Annotated in this window: 14 protein-coding genes and 2 pseudogenes; 12 read left to right on the forward strand and 4 right to left on the reverse strand. The window is 64.0% G+C overall.

Features of this window, described 5'->3' with window-relative positions; genetic code table 11:
* Positions 1–15: 15 nt before the first annotated feature.
* Positions 16–1,656: a glycosyltransferase family protein gene (locus HU752_RS28925; RefSeq protein WP_186683048.1), complete on the reverse strand. Its 1,641-nt coding sequence runs from the start codon at positions 1,654–1,656 to the stop codon at positions 16–18.
* Between the two features lie 194 nt (positions 1,657–1,850).
* Here HU752_RS28925 and ggt point away from each other — a divergent pair, with 194 nt between their 5' ends.
* Positions 1,851–3,677, forward strand: a complete 1,827-nt coding sequence (gene ggt / locus HU752_RS28930; RefSeq protein WP_186683050.1) for a gamma-glutamyltransferase — start codon at positions 1,851–1,853, stop codon at positions 3,675–3,677.
* Between the two features lie 150 nt (positions 3,678–3,827).
* The gene (locus tag HU752_RS28935) at positions 3,828–5,282 is read left to right on the forward strand and encodes an ArnT family glycosyltransferase (RefSeq protein WP_186683052.1); all 1,455 of its coding nucleotides are present in this window, start codon (positions 3,828–3,830) and stop codon (positions 5,280–5,282) included.
* 144 nt (positions 5,283–5,426) lie between these two features.
* Here the strand turns inward: HU752_RS28935 and HU752_RS28940 are convergent, their stop codons facing one another.
* Together HU752_RS28940 and pmrG are read right to left on the reverse strand one after the other, a co-directional pair.
* Entirely contained in the window at positions 5,427–5,762 is a 336-nt protein-coding gene (locus tag HU752_RS28940) for a hypothetical protein (protein WP_186683054.1), read from the reverse strand.
* A 129-nt stretch (positions 5,763–5,891) separates the two neighbouring features.
* The gene (gene pmrG, locus HU752_RS28945; protein WP_437182302.1) at positions 5,892–6,566 is read right to left on the reverse strand and encodes a lipopolysaccharide core heptose(II)-phosphate phosphatase PmrG; all 675 of its coding nucleotides are present in this window, start codon (positions 6,564–6,566) and stop codon (positions 5,892–5,894) included.
* Positions 6,567–6,990: 424 nt separating this feature from the next.
* Between pmrG and HU752_RS32325 the strand changes: the two are divergent.
* A pseudogene (locus tag HU752_RS32325) lies at positions 6,991–8,010 on the forward strand (methyl-accepting chemotaxis protein); the annotation flags it as partial.
* Positions 8,011–8,316: 306 nt separating this feature from the next.
* Positions 8,317–8,913: pseudogene (locus HU752_RS32330) on the forward strand (methyl-accepting chemotaxis protein); the annotation flags it as partial.
* Positions 8,914–9,061: 148 nt separating this feature from the next.
* On the opposite strand, the gene HU752_RS28955 reads toward HU752_RS32330, so the two are convergent.
* Positions 9,062–10,978: a sigma-54-dependent Fis family transcriptional regulator gene (locus tag HU752_RS28955; RefSeq protein WP_186683058.1), complete on the reverse strand. Its 1,917-nt coding sequence runs from the start codon at positions 10,976–10,978 to the stop codon at positions 9,062–9,064.
* A 440-nt stretch (positions 10,979–11,418) separates the two neighbouring features.
* Here HU752_RS28955 and exaC point away from each other — a divergent pair, with 440 nt between their 5' ends.
* The 8 genes from exaC (at position 11,419) to ppa (ending at position 20,116) form a co-directional block, all read left to right on the forward strand.
* On the forward strand, positions 11,419–12,939 hold the full coding sequence (exaC, locus tag HU752_RS28960) for an acetaldehyde dehydrogenase ExaC (RefSeq protein ID WP_186683060.1): 1,521 nt from the start codon (positions 11,419–11,421) through the stop codon (positions 12,937–12,939).
* Between the two features lie 207 nt (positions 12,940–13,146).
* On the forward strand, positions 13,147–14,517 hold the full coding sequence (eat, locus tag HU752_RS28965; RefSeq protein ID WP_186683062.1) for an ethanolamine permease: 1,371 nt from the start codon (positions 13,147–13,149) through the stop codon (positions 14,515–14,517).
* Between the two features lie 320 nt (positions 14,518–14,837).
* Positions 14,838–16,232 carry an ethanolamine ammonia-lyase subunit EutB gene (locus tag HU752_RS28970; protein WP_186683064.1) on the forward strand — a complete coding sequence of 465 codons (1,395 nt, stop codon included), beginning with the start codon at positions 14,838–14,840 and terminating at the stop codon, positions 16,230–16,232.
* Positions 16,229–17,059, forward strand: a complete 831-nt coding sequence (gene eutC / locus HU752_RS28975; protein ID WP_186683066.1) for an ethanolamine ammonia-lyase subunit EutC — start codon at positions 16,229–16,231, stop codon at positions 17,057–17,059. The genes HU752_RS28970 and eutC overlap by 4 nt, the downstream gene beginning before the upstream one ends.
* Before the next feature lie 107 nt (positions 17,060–17,166).
* Complete coding sequence (locus HU752_RS28980; protein ID WP_054058412.1) at positions 17,167–17,625, forward strand: GNAT family N-acetyltransferase; 459 nt, start codon at positions 17,167–17,169, stop codon at positions 17,623–17,625.
* A 359-nt stretch (positions 17,626–17,984) separates the two neighbouring features.
* Complete coding sequence (locus HU752_RS28985) at positions 17,985–18,638, forward strand: DedA family protein (protein WP_186683068.1); 654 nt, start codon at positions 17,985–17,987, stop codon at positions 18,636–18,638.
* 4 nt (positions 18,639–18,642) lie between these two features.
* Positions 18,643–19,455 (forward strand): M90 family metallopeptidase, encoded by an 813-nt coding sequence (locus HU752_RS28990; protein WP_186683070.1) that lies wholly within the window; start codon positions 18,643–18,645, stop codon positions 19,453–19,455.
* 133 nt (positions 19,456–19,588) lie between these two features.
* The gene (gene ppa / locus HU752_RS28995; protein WP_017902328.1) at positions 19,589–20,116 is read left to right on the forward strand and encodes an inorganic diphosphatase; all 528 of its coding nucleotides are present in this window, start codon (positions 19,589–19,591) and stop codon (positions 20,114–20,116) included.
* The last annotated feature ends 101 nt before the right edge of the window (positions 20,117–20,217 follow it).

The following is a 20,217-nucleotide window of genomic DNA, read 5'->3' on the forward strand; positions in this document are numbered from 1 at the left end:
CTCCCCTCCAGCCCCTTACTTCAGCTCGAACACCAGGCAGGGATTGCCGTTGAAGCGCCCTTCGAACGCCGGCTCCGCCTTCTCCAGCGAGGTGCCCACCAGCAGGCCACTCTCCTTGCGCGACAGGATCACCCAGGCCGGACGTGGCAGCGAGTCCAGGCTGGCGGCATCCTTGCCGGCGATGAACAGCGGCTTCTCGTCGTGATCCAGGTTCATCATGTAGCGGACCGCCCAGGTATCCTGCCCCAGGTTGAGGAACACCAGCGGACCCGGGTTCGCCGCACGCAGGTGCTCCACCGGGCCGACAAAGCCGCGGGTGTCGAACTCGAGGTCCTTGGCCGGCTCGACCACCTTCACCAGCAGCAACCACTGGGCCGCCAGGGCGATCAGGCTGAGCAGCACGAGGCGCCGCCCCGACCCGGCGGCTTTCCCCAGCCAGAGATAGGCCGCGATCACCTGCAGCACCAACAGCACGCCAACCAGCAGTGGCACCGACACCTGCGGCCAGAACCCATGCTTGAGCCAGGAGTGACGCAGGACAAACACCACGACTGTTCCGAGCCCCGGCAACAACGCCACCAGTGCGGTGTAGACACGCCGCACACCCACCAGCCAACCTTGCGCGTTCAGCAGCCCAAAGGCTGCCACTGCCGCAAACATCGGCACCATCGGCAGGATGTAGTAGGCACGCTTGAAGTGCGGGACCGACAAGCCCAGCAGGATCATCAGGCCACAGGCCCCCAGCCGCAGGACCAGTTGCACCTGGTCGTCGTGCCCACGCTGCGACCATTTGTGCCGTAGCGCGACCAGCGTTGCCAGCGCCAGCGGCACCACCGGGAAGTAGCGGTAGAGGCTGAGCTGGAAGTAGAAGAAGAACGGCTCGCCGCTTTCACCCAGGCGGCCACCGATCTGCATGGTGTAGACCTGCCGGGCGAAATCCTCGCCAGCCGTCAGGCGGGCCAGGCTCATCAGCCCCCACCAGCAGGCCGCCAGCAACAGCAGGCCGGCCACGCCGTAGCCCAACACCCGGCGCACGATCTGCAGCGTGTCGGCCCGCGACCGGGAAACTCCCATCGCCCAGTAGACACAGGCCACGCCGCAGACCTCGATCAATCCCAAAGGCCCGCGAATGACAAAACCCAGCACGAACAACGTCAACACCGCAGAGTGACGCAGCCTCGATCCCAATCGCTCGCCAGTGTGCAGCAGGTAGAAACAGGCCAGGCACAGCAGCGACGTCATCTGGTCCAGGCACACCGAACGGGACTTCTCGAGCAGTTGCGTCGTCAGCGCGGTGAGCAGCACGGTCAACAAGGCCCAGGTGCGACCGGACGGCGCCAGCAACCGGTAGACCATCGCCAGTACACCCGCCGAGGCCAGCGCCGTGGGCATGATATTGGCCAGGTGGTTCGGTGCACCGAACAGCCGGGCGAACAGGTAGCTCAGGAAGGTCGCGGTGCCCGGGTAGTCGGGATAGGGCTCGCCATAGGTCGTGGCGAAGAAGCCCGGGCCATGACGGTACATTTCCTCAAGGAACAACCACCAGCGCCCGTCGAAGCCCTGGGCCGTCTGGTCCCAGATTCCAAGGGTGAAGAGCAACAGGGCGATCAGGAAGATCGATAGCGATTCAAGGCCAAGGCGTTTTTCGTGAAGCATCGGTGTACGACTCATCCGCAGCGACAGGGTGGGCGGGCAAACCCACATGGTGCCTTTCGTGGCACTGAATGCTCCCTGAACGAAGGCGCAGAAGCCGAGTGACTGGGAATGCTTCTCGATAAAGAGCGCTGGGCTGTCCCCGGCTCCTGGCTCGCTCTATAGTCCCCCCTCAGTCCAAGGTAGGAGCCTACGCAGTGCACTCCAGAATCACTTCCCGCCCCCACTCCCTTCGTACCCTGACGCTCGCCCTGTCGCTGGCCCTGTTCAGCGTCTGCAGTCATGCCGCGCCTCTGCCCGATGCCCCGGAGATCGCCACGGGCTATCGCAGCGGCATGCTCACCCAACACGCCAGCAGGCATATGGCCGCCGCCGCCAACCCGCTGGCTGCCGAGGCCGGCCGGGAAATCCTGCGCCAGGGCGGCTCCGCCGTGGACGCCGCCATCGCGATGCAGGCCGTGCTGACGCTGGTCGAACCACAGGCCACCGGGATCGGCGGCGGTGCCTTCATCATGGTCTGGGACGGTAAGCAGGTGCACGCCTACGACGGCCGCGAAACCGCGCCGGCCGGCGCCAGCGAAAAGCTGTTCCTGAATGCCGATGGAACGCCGATGGCCTTCACCCAGGCGCAGATCGGCGGCCGTTCGGTCGGCACGCCCGGTGTGATGCGTGCCCTGGAGCTGGCCCATCGCAGCAACGGTCGACTGCCCTGGGCACAACTGTTCGAGCCGGCGATCCGCCTGGCCGAACAGGGTTTTCCGATTTCACCACGCCTGCACAAGCAGATTGCCGCCAGCCCGTTCCTGCCGAAGTCACCGGCCATGGCCGCCTACTTCCTGGACCCTGACGGTCGCCCGAAAGCAGTCGGCACGACGCTGAAGAACCCGGCACTGGCCGCCGTGCTCAAGCGCATCGCCAAGGAAGGCAGCGATGCCCTGTACAAAGGCCGCATCGCCGAAGAAATCGTCACAGCCGTCAATGGCAGCAGCAACCCCGGCAGCCTGTCGCTGGCCGACCTGCAGGGCTACCAGGCCAAGGAACGCACGCCGATCTGCTCCGACTACAAGCAATGGAAACTCTGCGGCATGCCACCGCCGTCGTCCGGCGCGATCGCCATCGCGCAGATCTTCGGCACCCTGCAGGCACTCGAAGCCCGCGACAAGCGCTGGGCGCTAGCGGCACTGCCGCCCCTGAAAACCGCGACGGCCGCCAGCCTGGAGCCTCGTCCCGAGGCCGTGCACCTGATCGCCGAAGCCGAGCGACTGGCCTACGCCGACCGTGGCCTGTACGTGGCCGACAGCGATTTCGTCCCGGTACCGGTGGCCGGCCTGATCGACCCCGCCTACCAGGCCGAACGGGCCCGGCTGATCGGCGAACGCAGCCTGGGCAAGGCCGAACCCGGGGTACCGGCCGGCCTGACGGTCGCTCTCGCCCCGGATCGCTCGCCCATGCGCATCTCCACCTCGCAGATCGTTGCCGTGGATGACCAGGGTGGCGCCGTGTCCATGACCACCACGGTGGAAAGCTCGTTCGGTTCGCACCTGATGGTCGAGGGTTTCATCCTCAACAACCAGTTGACCGACTTCTCCTTCATTCCCAGCGAGAACGGCAAGCCGGTGGCCAACCGCGTCGAACCGGGCAAGCGCCCGCGCTCATCGATGGCCCCCACCCTGGTGTTCGACCGCCAGAACGGCGAGTTCCTCGGTACCGTCGGCTCGCCAGGTGGCTCGCAGATCATCGAGTATGTGGCCAAGACCCTGGTCGGCCTGCTGGACTGGAACCTCGATCCGCAAGCGGCGATCAACCTGCCCAACTTCGGCAGCCGCAACGGCCCGACCGAACTGGAACCCGGTTTGTTCTCGGCAGCGCTGGTCGAAACCCTGAAGAAGCAGGGGCATGCGCTCAACGAGCTGGAAATGACCAGCGGAACCCAGGCGATCATGCGGGTACGCGACGCTCAAGGGCGTAGCTCCTGGGCCGGTGGCGCCGATCCGCGGCGCGAAGGGGAAGCCCTGGGCGACTGACCCGGAGCATCGGTGGCGGGCTCGCTCGCCACCGCTCACCATCACCGCCCAATTGGCACACAGTCATTCACAATTTCTTAAGATCTTTCTCCGTATAGTGCCGGGTTATCTGCTTGCCCCAGGGCTGAGCTTCATTGCGCCGGTATTTCCATGCGAACAACACGTCCCGTCCTCCTGCTGTTGCTGCTTGGCTGTCTCGTTTTCTTCTTTGCCCTCGGTAACCACGAGCTGCAAGGCTCCACCGAATCCCGGGTTGCCGGGATCGCCATGGAAATGCACCTGAACAACGACTGGATCACTCCACGCCTGCTGGGTGACCCGTTCCTGGAAAAACCCCCGCTGAGCCTCTGGCTCGACGCCACGGCGATCAAGCTGCTGGGCGGCACGCCGCTGGCGGTGCGGCTGGCCTCGGCGTTCGCCGGCCTGCTCACGGTGCTCGCACTCTACGGTTTCATGCGCAAGATCGGTCGGCCAACCCTGCTCGCCTGGGCCGCTGCCGCGATGCTGATGACCATGGCCAGCTACCTGGGCAACGCCCGCCAGGTCGGTGAAGATGCGATTCTCAGCCTCGGCGTGTCGCTGGCACTGTTCGCCTTCTTCCACGCCCATGAACAGCGCAAGCGCCAGGCCGGCACCCTCGGGGGCTGGCTGGTGTTCATGGTCGGCATCGCCATCGCGCCCCTGACCAAGGGCGTGCTGGGCCTGGCCCTGCCCGGCGTGGTGATTTTCTTCTACCTGGTCGGTGAAAGCCTGGCCGACAGGCGCTTCACCCTCGGCAGCTGGCTGCGCCCGGCACTGTTCACCCTGGCCGGGCTGATCCCGCTGCTGATCTGGCTGAAGCTGCTGTACGGGCAAGGCGGCTCGGATGCGGTCAGGGAAGTCCTGTGGGCCAACAGTGTCGGCCGCTTCAGTGGCTCCTTCACCGCCGCCGGCCACTACGAGCCCTTCTACTATTACTTCACCAAGTTGCCGGAGGCGTTCCTGCCGTGGAACCTGCTGGTCTACCTGGGCCTCTGGCACCTGCGCAAGGACCTGATGCGCAAGCGCCACCTGCTGTTTGCCAGCATCTGGCTGCTGGCGCAGTTCACCCTGCTGACCCTGGCCTCGAGCAAGCGCATGGTGTACATGGTGTCCATGGCTCCGGCCGCTGCCATCATCGCCGCCGAATACAGCGCGGTGATTCTCGACTGGCTGCGCTGCCGCTCCGCCACGTCGACGTTCAGTCGCCAACTGGTCGACAAGCGCCGCCCCCTGGCCGCCGCGCTGCTGGCCATCGTGGTCTGTGGCTACCTGGTCGCCGCCTGGCGCGCGCCCCTGGCCGACCGTAACACCTCGTTCAAACCGGTGACCGACCAGGTCATCGCGCTGCAGGCCAGCGGCAAGCGGATCGCACTGTTCCAACCGGACGAACGCCTGGCCTCGACGGTGTTCTACACCCAGCGCCAACAGGATGTGGTGCAGACCCAGGAGCAACTGGATGCATTCCTGCAGGCGTCGCCGGACAATGTCGCCGTGGCCCAGAACCAGGAACCCGATGCCTCGCACAAGGTCCTGGCTACCGTCACCATCGGCGGCAAGCGCACCTACTACTTCTACACCCGCTAGTGGCCTTTACGGTTTGTACGGTTAATTCGGATGCTCAAACCCTTGGGCCGAAGTTGACTAGGCGAATTAGCCACCCAGGCCACCAGGCTGCGGTCATAAAAAAACGGCGCTTCAGGAGCGCCGTTTTTTTATTGGGGCGGGTACTTACTGAGCATTCTTCAGCTTGACCACGTCGCCGGACACCTTGGTGGTGTAGCCGGTCAGGACCCAGGCCCAGAACCAGTTTTCCTGGACCTGGGTATTGATCAGTGCGTCACCGCCCTTGGCCTGGATGGCTGCGGTCTGGGCACGAACGAAACGATCGTTCTGGCGGATCGGGATCACCCCGAACAGCAACATGCCGGTCGCGGTCGCTTCGCTGTGACCGATCACGGTGTACTGGTTGCTGTCCAACTGCCGGGTTTTCATCGCAGTGCCGGTGCAACCGCCCAGGGCCAGGGTGAACAGCAGGGAAGCTGCGATCTTGCTCGCGTATTTCAAGGGATAACTCCATGGGAAAAACCCCGGGATTCATTTCCCAGGGGGCGCGTACTGTAAAGGGGATCGCGGCAAACTCAAATGCCTCATCGAGTGCCATGAGGCTTGCGCCACAGAGTGCCCAACGTTTTCCTACGGCTTGAACACCCGTTGCCAATCGGCGGCATCAAGGTAGCCCATGACCGTCGGCGCCTTGCTGGCTGAAGTCTCGGTCAGGAACAACGACAGGCCGTAGCCCGGGGATGGCATGGAGAAATTCATCGACTGTTCCAGTGCACTCATGCATTCGCTGTGGGTGACCAGGATCAGGTTGCGCCCCGGGACCTTGTAGCGGCGAATGTCGCGCAACATGGTCTTGCGGCACTTGAACAACCAGTCCTGGGTACTGCTGGCCTGGTTGAACATATAGGTGGAGGTCTGGACCGTCCGGGTCAACGGGCTGTTGTAGATGTCGGCCTTGGCCAGGCCGAGCTGCTCGAAGCGGGCTCCGAGCCCCACCGCCACATCGCGGGCGCGATCGGTGATACCATCCGCCCCCGCCAGGCATTGTGCATTGGAGCGATCGCAGCGTTCGACATGGCGCACCAGCACCACCATGTCACCCCTGCCCCAGGCCGCACTCAGCGCCTTCGCACTGTGGTTGCCAGCGCGGGCCAGGTCGACAGCGGCCATTGGCCGCAGGACCGCCAGCGTCACCGGCGTGACGAACAGCGCAGCGAGCAGCACCACGAGGGTATTGCGGTATTTGGCGAGGCGACTCAATTCGAATATGCGCTTCACCCAGCTGTACGGCAGTCTTGATTCCACGTTCGGCTGCCCCTGAGGCAAAGGCGGTTGAGCAAGCAGTGTCGGCGACGCTACAGCGCAAAAATGACAACTGAGCATTGGGCTTCACTGCCGCAGACAAAGACCGCTCCATGACCTGCTTCCAGCTCATTCGGGTAAAGAGCCTAGGTTCGGGGAGGTTGCGCTGCGGTGAAAGGGATGTGAAAAATTCCTCAATTCATGAACCTGGCCCGGCCCAGGTAAAACAACCCGACGAAGCGTAAACCGGCGTAGGACGCGGTCCCCGATAAGCGGTTACATTTCGTGAAACATCTTCCCGGGAAAAAACCTTTCAGCTATCGGCCCCACCGCCGATATACCCCTACGGACAAATTCAGCTGGCGCCAATAACAACACCTTCCAGCCACCCGACGAGCAAGCGACACCCTGTTACTGGAGGAACTCAATGAATAGCTGGTTTGGCAATATCAGCGTCAATCTGAAACTGGGCCTGGGCTTCGGCCTGGTCCTGGCGCTTACCACGATCCTGGCGCTGACCGGCTGGACCAGCCTGGGCGGTCTGATCGACCGCAGCAACTGGATGAGCGACATCACCCAACTGAACGCCTCGCTGACCAAACTGCGCGTGGCCCGGTTGCAATACATGCTGACCAACGGCGATGAAACCGCCGCGCAGAACGTCCAGGTCAACCTCGACGCGTTCATCGCCCAACAGCAGAAACTGCTCAACAGCTTCAAGAGCCCGGAAAACGTCAAGTTGCTCAAGGAGCAGGCGGCGACCATCAGCGCCTACCAGCAGTCGCTGAACAAGATGCGCGAGGCCTACCGCACCGGCAACAGCGCGCGCCAGAGCATGGGTGACACCGCCGAAGTCGTGCAGAAACTGATCACCACCCTCCACGACAACGTGCTGCAGATGGCCCCCGGCGATGAAAACCGCTTCGAACGGTTCGAGGCCATCACCCGCGCCAAGGAACAGTTCCAGCTGACCCGTTACGAAGTGCGTGGCTACACCGCCAACAGTAACCCAGAGACCGAACAGAAGGCTGTCAACCAGCTGAATGAAGCGATTGTCGGCCTCAAACAATTGGCACAGCATTTCAGCAGCAGCCAGCAGAACGAACTGCAGCAGCTGGAGACCGGCCTGACCAACTACCGTACCGCCGTGCAGGCGTACAAGGCGGCCAACAACGATGTGGTGCAGGCCCGCAAGGAAATGACCGACCAGGGCAACAGCATCGTCGCGCTCAGCGAGCAGCTGTACCAGATCCAACTGGACCGCCGCGACAGCGAAAGCGCCCAGGCCCGCAGCCTGCAACTGGGCAGCACGCTGCTCGCGCTGCTGGTCGGCATCCTTGCCGCCGTGATCATCACCCGCCAGATCACCCGTCCGATCCAGGAAACCCTGGGCGTGGTGGAGCGCATCGCTTCCGGCGATCTGACGCACAACCTGGTGGTCACCCGCCGTGACGAACTGGGCGTGCTGCAGCAGGGCATCCAGCGCATGGGCACGACGCTGCGCGACCTGATCAGCGGGATCCGCGATGGCGTGACCCAGATCGCCAGCGCGGCCGAGGAGCTGTCGGCGGTCACCGGCCAGACCAGTGCCGGGGCCAACAGCCAGAAGGTCGAGACCGATCAGGTGGCCACCGCCATGCACGAGATGACCGCCACCGTTCAGGAAGTCGCACGCAACGCCGAGGAAGCCTCGCAGGCCGCCTCCGCCGCGGACAGCGAAGCCCGTGCCGGTGACCGGGTGGTGGGTGAAGCCATCGCCCAGATCGAACGCCTGGCCACGGAAGTGGTGCGCTCGACCGAAGCCATGACCGTGCTGCAGCAGGAAAGCGACAAGATCGGCAGCGTCATGGACGTGATCAAGGCCGTGGCCGAGCAGACCAACCTGCTGGCACTCAACGCCGCCATCGAAGCGGCCCGGGCCGGTGAAGCCGGTCGTGGTTTCGCCGTGGTTGCCGACGAGGTTCGTGGCCTGGCCCAGCGTACCCAGAAGTCCACCGAGGAAATCGAAGGCCTGGTGGCGGCCCTGCAGAGCGGTACCCAGCAGGTGGCGACCGTGATGAACAACAGCCGCTCGCTGACCGACAGCAGTGTCGAGCTGACCCGCAAGGCCGGAACTTCGCTGGAGAACATCACCCGCACGGTGTCGAACATCCAGTCGATGAACCAGCAGATCGCCGCGGCGGCCGAAGAGCAGAGCGCGGTGGCCGAGGAAATCAGCCGCAGCATCATCAGCGTCCGCGACGTCTGCGAGCAGACCGCTGCCGCGAGCGACGAGACGGCCGCTTCCAGCGTCGAGCTGGCGCGCCTGGGCAGCCAGTTGCAGACGATGGTCAGTCACTTCCGGGTCTGACCTGACCGGAACAGTGCCTCGATCGTTCCCACGCTCCGCGTGGGAATGCCTCCCAGGACGCTCGGCGTCCGCTCTTGTGACGCAGAGCGTCACGGGCTGCGTTCCCACGTGGAGCGTGGGAACGATCAAGTGGCCACAAATCCCGCGTCTAGCGGGCGATCCCGTGCTTGCGCAGCTTTCTGTACAGGGTATTGCGACTGACCCCCAGTTGCCCGGCGGTATTGGTCATGTGCCAACGCTGCTGCTCCAGGGCATGGAGCAGGGCCAGGCGCTCGGCATCTTCCAGCGGGTGTGCACCAGCCGGCTCAGGCCCCTCCTTCTCCACCTGCGGACGAACCTGGCGAATCATCGCCGGCAGATCCGCCATTCCGATCCGCCCGTCTTCACACAACGCCACCAGGGTGCGCAGCACCGTGCGCAACTGCCGGACATTGCCCGGCCAGGCGAAATCCAGCAGCGCCTGGCGTGCCGAAGCGTCGATCGAGACCACCTGCCCGGCCGCCTCCTGTGCCAGCAGGAAATCCAGCAACCGGGACTTGTCGCTGCGCTCGCGCAAGGCCGGCAGGCCGATCTCCAGCCCGTTGAGCCGGTAATACAAATCCTCGCGGAAACCACCCGCCTGCACCCGCTCCAGCAGGTGGCGGTGAGTCGCACTGATGATCCGCACGTTGACCGCCTCGGGTTCGCCGCCGATCGGCACCACTTGCCGGTCCTCCAGCACCCTCAGCAGGCGAGTCTGCAATGCCAGCGGCATATCGCCGATCTCGTCGAGAAACAGCGTGCCGCCGTCGGCCTGTTGCAGCTTGCCCCGCATGCCGTCCTTGCGCGCGCCGGTAAAGCTGCCGCCGCGATAACCGAACAGTTCGCTTTCGATCAGGCTCTCCGGGATCGCCGCACAGTTGAGGGCGACGAAGGGCTTGTCCGCGCGCTGGCTGGACTGATGCACCGCCTTGGCGAACGCCTCCTTGCCCGAGCCGGTCTCGCCGTTGACCAACAGCGGCACATCACGTTCGAAGACCCGCAGGGCCTTGCGAAAATCACTTTGCAGGGTCTCGTCGTCCAGGCAGATGTCCGCCCGTGCCAATCGCTCGACGGCCACCGTCGCCGGTACCAGCGGCCTGGGCAAGCTGCGAGGCTGGCCACGCAGGACCGCAAACAGGCTACGACCGTCACGCGTACGCAATGGCCAGCTGGCGCTGGCCTGGGGGCTGGCCCGGCCGAGCAGCTCATCCAGCGAACAGTCGAAAAACGCTTCCACCGGCTGGCCGAGCAAACTGCCACGGCCGAACCCGAGCAGGTTCAGGGCACTCTGGTTGACCGCGCAAACCCGCCCTTCGCCGTCGAACGCCAGCAGCCCCTCGCTGAACAGGCCAACGGACTCGGCCTGCAGGTGAAAACGCAGCAACCAGTGCTTGTCGTAATGCCGCAGGAAATAGCAGCTCTCGATCATCTTCGCCGACAGGTTCACCAGCGCCATGGTGTGGAACTGGCTCTGCCGGGACACGTCCGGGCGGGCCGAGGAGACATCCAGCACCGCCAGCAGCTCGCCCTGGGGGTCGAACACCGGGCTGGCCGAGCAGGTCAGCCCGGTGTGGCGACCGCGAAAGTGCTCGTCCTGGTGAATGGTCAGTGCCTGGCGCTCCACCAGGCAGGTACCGATACCGTTGGTACCCTCGCAGGCCTCGCTCCAGTCCGCGCCGAGCCAGAGTCCGGCACGCTCGAAGATCTTGCGCTCGGCGGGGGCGGTGACACAGTTGAGGATCACCCCGCGGGCATCGGTCAGCAACACCGCATGCCCGGCTCCGGACAACTGCTGGTGCAGGCTGGTCATCTCGTTGCCGGCGATCTGCAGCACCTGGCGCAGGCGCTCGCGGCTTTCCAGCAGGCGGCCGTGTTCGAGCACGGTCGGCGCGATGCTCAACGAGGGGTCGAGGTGGTAGTCCTCCAGGCAGCGCAGCCAGGAGCGGGCGATCGACGGATCACTGCCCGGCCCATCGCTCAGGGCCTTGCCCTGGGTCACGGTGAGCACCTGCTGGGCGTGACGACTCAGATGGTTGTTCTGCATTTCTTATTGTTCTCCTCCTGTAGAACCGCTCGGTACCCACCAGGCAAACACCGGCTTGTGGGAGCCGACTTGCTGGCGATGAACGATAACGCGCTGCCACCTGATACACCGCAGCGCCTGAATCGCCAGCAAGCCGGCGCCTACAGGGCTTCGTGGTGTCCGAGATTCGTGCACATCCACATGCCCCAGCATCCTCCTGCACGGCGGGCATTGCAATCTCTGCGCGACCGCCAAGTCACAGGCTGTGCCACAGACGGTACAAAGTGTCACCAGCTGCTGTACCAGCCCTGCCACAACCCAGCAGTACCGGCTGCATTCGAGCAGAGCAAGGCCCCGCCATAGAGCGCTTTCAACGCACTGGCCCGACCTTTGCTCTACGCTTGATCAGACGCTAAACCGCGTACTCCCCAATAAGCACAAAAGCCAAGGAGACACACACCATGCGTTACGCCCACCCTGGTACTGCCGGCGCCATCGTTTCGTTCAAGGCCAAGTATGGCAACTACATCAATGGCGAGTTCGTCGCGCCGGTCGACGGCCAGTACTTCACCAACACTTCGCCGGTGAACGGCAAGCCCATCGCCGAATTCCCCCGTTCCAACGCCAAGGACATCGACAAGGCCCTCGATGCCGCCCACGCCGCCGCCGATGCCTGGGGCAGCACCTCGGTACAGGCGCGCTCGCTGATCCTGCTGAAGATCGCCGACCGTATCGAACAGAACCTCGAAACCCTGGCGATCACCGAAACCTGGGACAACGGCAAGGCTGTGCGCGAAACCCTCAACGCCGACATCCCGCTGGCCGCCGATCACTTCCGCTACTTCGCCGGCTGCCTGCGCGCCCAGGAAGGCAGCGCCGCCGAAATCGACGGCAACACCGTGGCCTATCACATCCATGAACCACTGGGCGTGGTCGGCCAGATCATCCCGTGGAACTTCCCGCTGCTGATGGCCGCCTGGAAACTCGCCCCGGCCCTGGCCGCCGGCAACTGCGTGGTGCTCAAGCCCGCCGAGCAGACCCCGCTGGGCATCTGCGTACTGCTGGAACTGATCGGCGACCTGCTGCCACCTGGCGTGCTGAACGTGGTGCACGGTTTCGGCAAGGAGGCCGGCGAGGCCCTGGCCACCAGCAAGCGCATCGCCAAGATCGCCTTCACCGGCTCGACCCCGGTCGGCTCGCACATCATGAAATGTGCCGCCGAGAACATCATCCCGTCGACCGTGGAACTGGGCGGCAAGTCGCCGAACATCTTCTTCGAAGACATCATGCAGGCCGAGCCGAGCTTCATCGAAAAGGCCGCCGAAGGCCTGGTGCTGGCGTTCTTCAACCAGGGTGAAGTGTGCACCTGCCCATCCCGCGCCCTGGTGCAGGAGTCGATCTACGACGAATTCATGCAGGCGGTGATGAAGAAGGTCGAGCAGATCAAGCGTGGCGACCCGCTGGACACCGACACCATGGTCGGCGCCCAGGCGTCCGAGCAGCAGTTCGACAAGATCCTCTCGTACCTGGAAATCGCCAAGCAGGAAGGCGCCCAGTTGCTGACCGGCGGCCAGGTGCAGAAACTCGATGGCGACCTCTCCAGCGGTTACTACATCCAGCCGACCCTGCTCAAGGGCAACAACAAGATGCGTGTGTTCCAGGAGGAAATCTTCGGCCCGGTGGTGAGCATCACCACCTTCAAGGACGAAGCCGAAGCCCTGGCGATCGCCAACGACACCGAGTTCGGCCTCGGTGCCGGCCTGTGGACCCGCGACATCAACCGCGCCTACCGCGTCGGCCGCGCGATCAAGGCCGGTCGCGTGTGGACCAACTGCTACCACCTGTACCCGGCGCACGCCGCGTTCGGTGGCTACAAGAAGTCCGGCGTCGGTCGTGAAACCCACAAGATGATGCTCGACCACTACCAGCAGACCAAGAACCTGCTGGTGAGCTACGACATCAATCCGCTCGGGTTCTTCTAAACCCCTGAAGACCATTCGCTGGCAAGCCAGCTCCCACAGGGCCCGGCGCCCATCACCCTGTGGGAGCGGGCTTGCCCGCGAAGAGGCCCTCCCTGACACCCCAAATAACGCCCGGCCACACCGGCCCGGGCCCTGCGTGCGTGCTCCACAGAGAATCGACACCCGAAAGTCCAACAACCGAACAATAAGAAAGACAAGCGAGGACTTATGACTGCCCAAACAGAACTCAAACCGACCCTCGGCACCCTGCACCTGTGGGGCATCGCGGTCGGCCTGGTGATCTCCGGTGAATACTTCGGCTGGAGTTACGGCTGGGGAACCGCCGGGACCCTGGGCTTCCTCGTCACCGCCCTGCTGGTGGCGACCATGTACACCTGCTTCATTTTCAGTTTCACCGAACTGACCACCGCGATTCCCCATGCGGGTGGTCCCTTTGCCTACAGTCGCCGGGCGTTCGGCGAGAAAGGCGGCCTGATCGCCGGGATTGCCACCCTGATCGAGTTCGTCTTCGCCCCACCGGCGATCGCCATGGCCATCGGCGCCTACCTCAACGTGCAGTATCCCGGCCTCGATCCGAAGATCGCCGCCGTGGGTGCCTACATCGTCTTCATGACCCTGAACATCCTCGGTGTCAGCATCGCGGCCACCTTCGAGCTGGTGGTCACCGTGCTGGCCGTGGCCGAACTGCTGGTGTTCATGGGCGTGGTCGCGCCGGGCTTCAGTTTCAGCAACTTCGTGCTCAATGGCTGGTCGGGCTCGAGCACGTTCAGCCTGGCGGCGATTCCCGGCATCTTCGCGGCGATTCCCTTCGCCATCTGGTTCTTCCTCGCCATCGAGGGCGCGGCCATGGCCGCCGAAGAAGCCAAGGACCCCAAGCGCACCATTCCCAAGGCTTATGTCAGCGGCATCCTGACCCTGGTGTTCCTGGCCATCGGCGTGATGGTGATGGCCGGTGGCGTCGGTGACTGGCGCCAGCTGTCGAACATCAACGACCCGCTGCCCCAGGCGATGAAGGCGGTGGTCGGCAACAACTCGAGCTGGATGCACATGCTGGTGTGGATCGGCCTGTTCGGCCTGGTCGCCAGCTTCCACGGGATCATCCTCGGCTACTCGCGGCAGTTCTTCGCCTTGGCCCGGGCCGGCTACCTGCCACAGTCGCTGGCCAAACTCTCGCGCTTCCAGACCCCGCACCGGGCGATCCTCGCCGGCGGGGTGGTCGGCATCGCGGCGATCTACAGCGACGGCCTGGTCAACCTGCAGGGCATGAGCCTGACGGCGGCGATGATCACCATGTCGGTATTCGGCGCCATCGTCATGTACATCATCAGTATGATGAGTCTGTTCAAGCTGCGCCGCAGCGAACCGAACCTTGAGCGGACCTTCCGTGCCCCGGGCTATCCGATCGTTCCCGGCATCGCCCTTGCATTGGCCCTGGTCTGCCTGGTAGCGATGGCCTGGTTCAACACGCTGATCGGCCTGATCTTCCTGGGCTTCATGGTGGCGGGCTTCATCTACTTCCAGTTGACCGCCAGCCAGCGCTCGCAAGCGCCGACGGACGCTATGCTGACCGGTAACTGAGTTGCACCAGTGCAGGGCGCCTGGCGCCCCGCCATCGAACACCACTGAGCTGTAGGAGCAGGGCTTGCCCGCGAATGGGATCCTGAGATCGCCAGAAGCTTCGCGGGCAAGCCCCGCTCCTACGGATTACAACGCCAGCCCCTTGTGGCGAGGGGGCTTGCCCCCGTTGGGCTGCGTAGCGGCCCTGAAACCAGCGACTGCGCCGCACCAGACAGAACAGGCGCTCAGGTTTTACGGCTGCTGCGCAGCCGAGCGTGGGCAAGCCCACTCGCCACGTCGGATGCCACAGAAACAGTTCGGATCCAGGAGGACACCGCCCCATGGCCACATTCGCCCATTCCGTCGGCGCCCAGACCTATCGCTTCGACAGCCTCAAGGAGGTCATGGCCAAGGCCAGTCCCGCCCGCTCCGGCGACTTTCTCGCCGGCGTCGCCGCGCAGAACGACGGCGAACGGGTCGCGGCCCAGATGGCCCTGGCCAACATCCCGCTCAAGCACTTCCTCGAGGAAATGCTGATTCCCTACGAAGCCGACGAAGTCACCCGGCTGATCGTCGACACCCACGACAAGCAGGCCTTCGCCGCCGTCAGCCACCTGACCGTCGGCGGCCTGCGCGACTGGCTGCTCAGCGAGGCCGCCGACGAACAGAGCCTGCGCGCCCTGGCTCCGGGGCTGACGCCGGAGATGGCCGCCGCGGTGTCGAAGATCATGCGTGTGCAGGACCTGGTGCTGGTGGCGCAGAAGATCCGCGTGGTGACGAAGTTCCGCGGTACCCTGGGCCTGCGCGGCCGCCTGTCGACCCGCCTGCAGCCCAACCATCCCACCGACGATCCGGCCGGCATTGCCGCCAGCGTGCTCGACGGCCTGCTCTACGGTAACGGCGATGCGATGATCGGCATCAACCCGGCCACCGACAGCCTGAGCTCGATCTGCGACCTGCTGCACATGCTCGACGCGGTGATCAAGCGCTACGAAATCCCCACCCAGGCCTGCGTGCTGACCCACGTCACCACCTCCATCGAGGCGATCAACCGGGGCGTGCCACTGGACCTGGTGTTCCAGTCCATCGCCGGCACCGAGGCGGCCAACGCCAGTTTCGGCATCAGCCTGAAGATCCTCCAGGAAGGCTACGACGCCGGGTTGAGCCTCAATCGCGGCACCCTTGGGCAGAACCTGATGTATTTCGAGACCGGCCAGGGCAGCGCGCTGTCGGCCAACGCCCACTTCGGTGTCGACCAGCAGACCTGCGAAACCCGCGCCTACGCCGTGGCCCGGCACTTCAAGCCGTTCCTGGTCAACACCGTGGTCGGGTTCATCGGCCCGGAATACCTGTACAACGGCAAGCAGATCATCCGTGCGGGCCTGGAAGACCACTTCTGCGGCAAGCTGCTGGGCGTGCCCATGGGTTGCGACATCTGCTACACCAACCATGCCGAGGCCGACCAGGACGACATGGACACCCTGCTGACCCTGCTCGGCGTGGCCGGGATCAACTTCATCATGGGGATTCCCGGCTCCGACGACATCATGCTCAACTACCAGACCACCTCGTTCCACGATGCCCTCTACGCCCGCCAGACCCTGGGCCTGAAGCCGGCGCCGGAATTCGAGCAGTGGCTGGCCAGGATGGGCATCTTCACCCAGGCCGACGGCAAGGTGCGGTTCGGCAGCAACCTGCCCCCGGCGTTCCGCCAGGCCCTGGAGCAGCTAGGATGAATGACATGGCCAAACAGATCGACAGCGACAACCCCTGGCTGGAACTGCGCCGCCTGACCCCGGCACGCATCGCCCTGGGTCGCACCGGCACCAGCCTGCCGACCAACGCCCAGCTGGACTTCCAGTTCGCCCATGCGCAGGCCCGCGATGCGGTGCACCTGCCCTTCGACCACGCCGGCCTCAGCGCACAGTTGGCCGAGCACGGCCGGCAAACCCTGCTGCTGCACAGTGCCGCCGATGACCGCCACAGCTACCTGCAGCGCCCGGACCTGGGGCGCAAGCTCAACGACGCCTCGGCCCGGCAACTGCGCGAGCATGCCCTGGCCCACCCGGGCGGAGTCGACCTGGCGATCGTCGTCGCCGACGGTCTGTCGGCGCTGGCCGTGCACCGGCATACCGTGCCGTTCCTGGCACGCCTGGAAGAACAACTCGAAGCCGAAGGCTGGTCACAATCACCGGTGATACTGGTGGAGCAGGGCCGCGTCGCCGTCGCCGACGAGATCGGCGAGCTGCTGGGCGCGAAGATGGTGGTGATCCTGATCGGCGAACGCCCGGGCTTGAGCTCTCCGGACAGCCTGGGTCTGTATTTCACCTATAATCCCAAGGTCGGCCTGACCGATGCCTACCGCAACTGCATCTCCAACGTGCGACTGGAAGGCATGAGCTACGGCCTGGCCGCCCACAAATTGCTGTACCTGATGAAAGAAGCCTGCCGCCGGCAACTGTCGGGGGTCAATCTCAAGGACGAGGCCCAAGTGCAAACACTGGAAAGCGAATCGGATGTCCACTCAAACGGCAACTTCCTACTGGGCCCGCCCAGGGACTGATGGTCATCCGGATTGCTCTTTTGCGACGCTTTGGGCAGCATCGACGTAGCGGCTGCCCGAGTGAGTGAACCGTTTGCCGTCATATCCACGAAGTTGAGGCCTGATCTATGCGGATTACTCAAGCGACCCTGGAACATCTGGACCTGTTGACGCCCCTGTTCGTCAAATACCGTGAATTCTACGGTTCACTGCCCCTTCCCGATTCGTCCCGCAGCTTTCTGGAAAAGCGCCTGCGGCGCAAGGAGTCGGTGATCTACCTGGCACTGGCGGACGATGACGACAAGAAACTGCTGGGCTTCTGCCAGCTCTACCCCAGCTTCTCCTCGCTGTCGCTCAAGCGCGTGTGGATTCTCAACGACATCTATGTGGCCGAGGACGCCCGGCGCCAGCTGGTGGCCGACAACCTGATGCGCACCGCCAAGAAGATGGCCCGCGAGACCCATGCCGTGCGCCTGCGCGTCTCCACCAGCAGCGACAACAAGGTGGCGCAGAAGACCTACGAATCGATCGGTTTTCGCGAAGACACCGAGTTCAAGAACTACGTACTGCCGATCAGCGACGACTGACAGGCGCCCTCTCAGAATCCTGCGGCGCCCTCTTCGCGGATAAACCGGTGCGCCGGACCGCCGGCTCCCACAGGGATCGCATTCCTCTAGGAGCCTGGGGTTTCTGTGGGAGCAGGCGGTCCGGCGCACCGGTTTATCCGCGAAGAGGCCATAAAGCTCACCCCCTGGTCACTGCGGGTACAAATTCGCAGGCGCCTGGAGACACTCTTCGCTACAAACTCCGCAAGCAGAATCCTCTCCAGCTCTTATAATCCCGGTTTCATATCAATGTACGAAAAAACTACATTTGATGTAGTTAACTACGTGTCCATTTTCTGCGCAGGCCTGCGGAACCAGGCCGTCAACACAGGTGCCACCCCATGGATTTCAACCCGCTGGACCTAATCCTGCATCTCGATGTGTACCTCGACATGCTGGTGAACAATTACGGGCCATGGATCTACGCCATCCTGTTCCTGGTGATCTTCTGCGAAACCGGCCTGGTGGTGATGCCGTTCCTGCCAGGCGACTCGCTGCTGTTCATCGCCGGTGCCGTCGCGGCGGGCGGCGGCATGGACCCGGTGCTGCTGGCCGGGCTGCTGATGCTGGCAGCGATCCTCGGTGACAGCACCAACTACATCATTGGCCGAACGGCCGGCGAAAAGCTCTTCAGCAACCCGAACTCGAAGATCTTCCGCCGCGACTACCTGCAGAAGACCCACGATTTCTACGACCGCCACGGCGGCAAGACCGTGACCCTGGCGCGCTTCCTGCCGATCCTGCGGACCTTCGCACCGTTCGTCGCCGGCGTTGGCAAGATGCCCTATGCACGCTTCTTCGGCTTCAGCGTGCTGGGCACCGTGCTCTGGGTCGGCGGCCTGGTGACGCTCGGCTACTTCTTCGGCAACGTCCCGTTCATCAAGAAGAACCTGTCGCTGCTGGTGGTCTTCATCATCCTGCTGTCGCTGGTCCCGATGATCATCGGTGTGCTGCGCAGCCGCTTCGGTGGTGCCTCCAAGGCCGAGACCCACTAATTCCGTGTGGTCGCTGAGTGCCTGGCGCCGCCGCCGAACCCTTGCCCGCCATCCCATTGCCAGTGAAACCTGGCAGCGGGTGCGCGAGCACCTGAGTTTTCTCGACGGCCTGAGCGAGGCCGAGGACCGCTGGCTGCTGGAGCACAGCGTGCTGTTCCTCGCCGACAAGCACCTGAGCACCTTACCGGGGGTCGAGCTGGACCAGTACAGCCGCCTGCTGCTGGCCGCCCAGGCGCAACTGCCGTTGCTGCACCTGGGCGACCTGGAATGGTATTCGGGCTTTCATGAGATCGTGCTGTACCCGGACGACTTTCTCAGCCCGCAGCGTCATCGCGATGCCAGTGGCGTCGAGCATGAGTGGGACGCCGAGCACAGCGGCGAAGCCTGGCACCGTGGCCCGGTGATCCTCGCCTGGCCCGGCGTGCTCGCCAGTGGCGCCTGGGAAGGCTACAACCTGGTGATTCACGAACTGGCGCACAAGCTCGACATGCTCAACGGCGACGCCAACGGCCTGCCGCCGCTGCACAGCGACATGCGGGTCGGCGACTGGGCCCAGGCGATGCAACATGCCTACGACGACCTCAACCGCCAACTCGACCGCGACCCCGATGCCGAAACCGCCATCGATCCCTATGCGGCGGAAAACCCGGCGGAGTTCTTCGCGGTGACCAGCGAATACTTCTTCAGTGCCCCGGATTTGCTGGACGCCGCCTACCCCAGGGTTTACGAACAACTGCGCGCGTTCTATCGCCAGGACCCGCTGGCGCGGCTACACCGCCTGCAGGCGCACGACCCGCGCTATCAGCCTGGGCACTGATCCGGCAAGCGGGTGCCAGACCACCCGCACGTCCTGCAACACGTGGCATCCACCCCGGAATGTGCCTATAATCGCCGCCACTTTTTGGTCAATCCAACCAGGTTTCCTGGTCAACTAACGGGGGCATCGCCCAATGAGCTACAGCAAGATTCCGGCTGGTAAAGACCTGCCGAACGACATCTACGTCGCGATCGAAATCCCGGCCAACCACGCGCCGATCAAATACGAAATCGACAAAGACAGCGATTGCCTGTTCGTTGACCGTTTCATGGCCACCCCGATGTTCTACCCGGCCAACTACGGTTTCATCCCCAACACCCTGGCCGACGACGGTGACCCGCTCGACGTGCTGGTCGTGACCCCTTACCCGGTCGCTCCAGGCTCGGTGATCCGCGCCCGTCCGGTCGGCATCCTGCACATGACCGACGACGGCGGTGGCGATGCCAAGGTGATCGCGGTTCCTCACGACAAGCTGTCCCAGCTGTACGTCGACGTGAAGGAATACACCGACCTGCCAGCCCTGCTGCTGGAACAGATCAAGCACTTCTTCGAGAACTACAAGGATCTCGAGAAAGGCAAGTGGGTCAAGATCGAAGGCTGGGGCAATGCTGACGCTGCCCGCGCCGAAATCACAAAGTCGGTTGCCGCCTTCAAGGGCTGATTCGCCCTGCTGGCAAGCGCTGCTGAAGAACCCCGGTCCGCCGGGGTTTTTTTATGTCCGTTTACCCCGGGACAAACAAGGCGTTTAATGGCTAAACAGTG

It is taken from the genome of Pseudomonas vanderleydeniana, assembly GCF_014268755.2.
Classification (GTDB): domain Bacteria; phylum Pseudomonadota; class Gammaproteobacteria; order Pseudomonadales; family Pseudomonadaceae; genus Aquipseudomonas; species Aquipseudomonas vanderleydeniana.

Bases quoted from the DNA above. Each gene is read 5' to 3' on its own strand.
- HU752_RS28925 (WP_186683048.1), bottom strand. From the start codon at position 1,656: ATGCTTCACGAAAAACGCCTTGGCCTTGAATCGCTATCGATCTTCCTG.
- HU752_RS28935 (WP_186683052.1), top strand. From the start codon at position 3,828: ATGCGAACAACACGTCCCGTCCTCCTGCTGTTGCTGCTTGGCTGTCTC.
- HU752_RS28955 (WP_186683058.1), bottom strand. From the start codon at position 10,978: ATGCAGAACAACCATCTGAGTCGTCACGCCCAGCAGGTGCTCACCGTG.
- exaC (WP_186683060.1), top strand. From the start codon at position 11,419: ATGCGTTACGCCCACCCTGGTACTGCCGGCGCCATCGTTTCGTTCAAG.
- eat (WP_186683062.1), top strand. From the start codon at position 13,147: ATGACTGCCCAAACAGAACTCAAACCGACCCTCGGCACCCTGCACCTG.
- HU752_RS28970 (WP_186683064.1), top strand. From the start codon at position 14,838: ATGGCCACATTCGCCCATTCCGTCGGCGCCCAGACCTATCGCTTCGAC.
- eutC (WP_186683066.1), top strand. From the start codon at position 16,229: ATGAATGACATGGCCAAACAGATCGACAGCGACAACCCCTGGCTGGAA.
- HU752_RS28980 (WP_054058412.1), top strand. From the start codon at position 17,167: ATGCGGATTACTCAAGCGACCCTGGAACATCTGGACCTGTTGACGCCC.
- HU752_RS28985 (WP_186683068.1), top strand. From the start codon at position 17,985: ATGGATTTCAACCCGCTGGACCTAATCCTGCATCTCGATGTGTACCTC.
- ppa (WP_017902328.1), top strand. From the start codon at position 19,589: ATGAGCTACAGCAAGATTCCGGCTGGTAAAGACCTGCCGAACGACATC.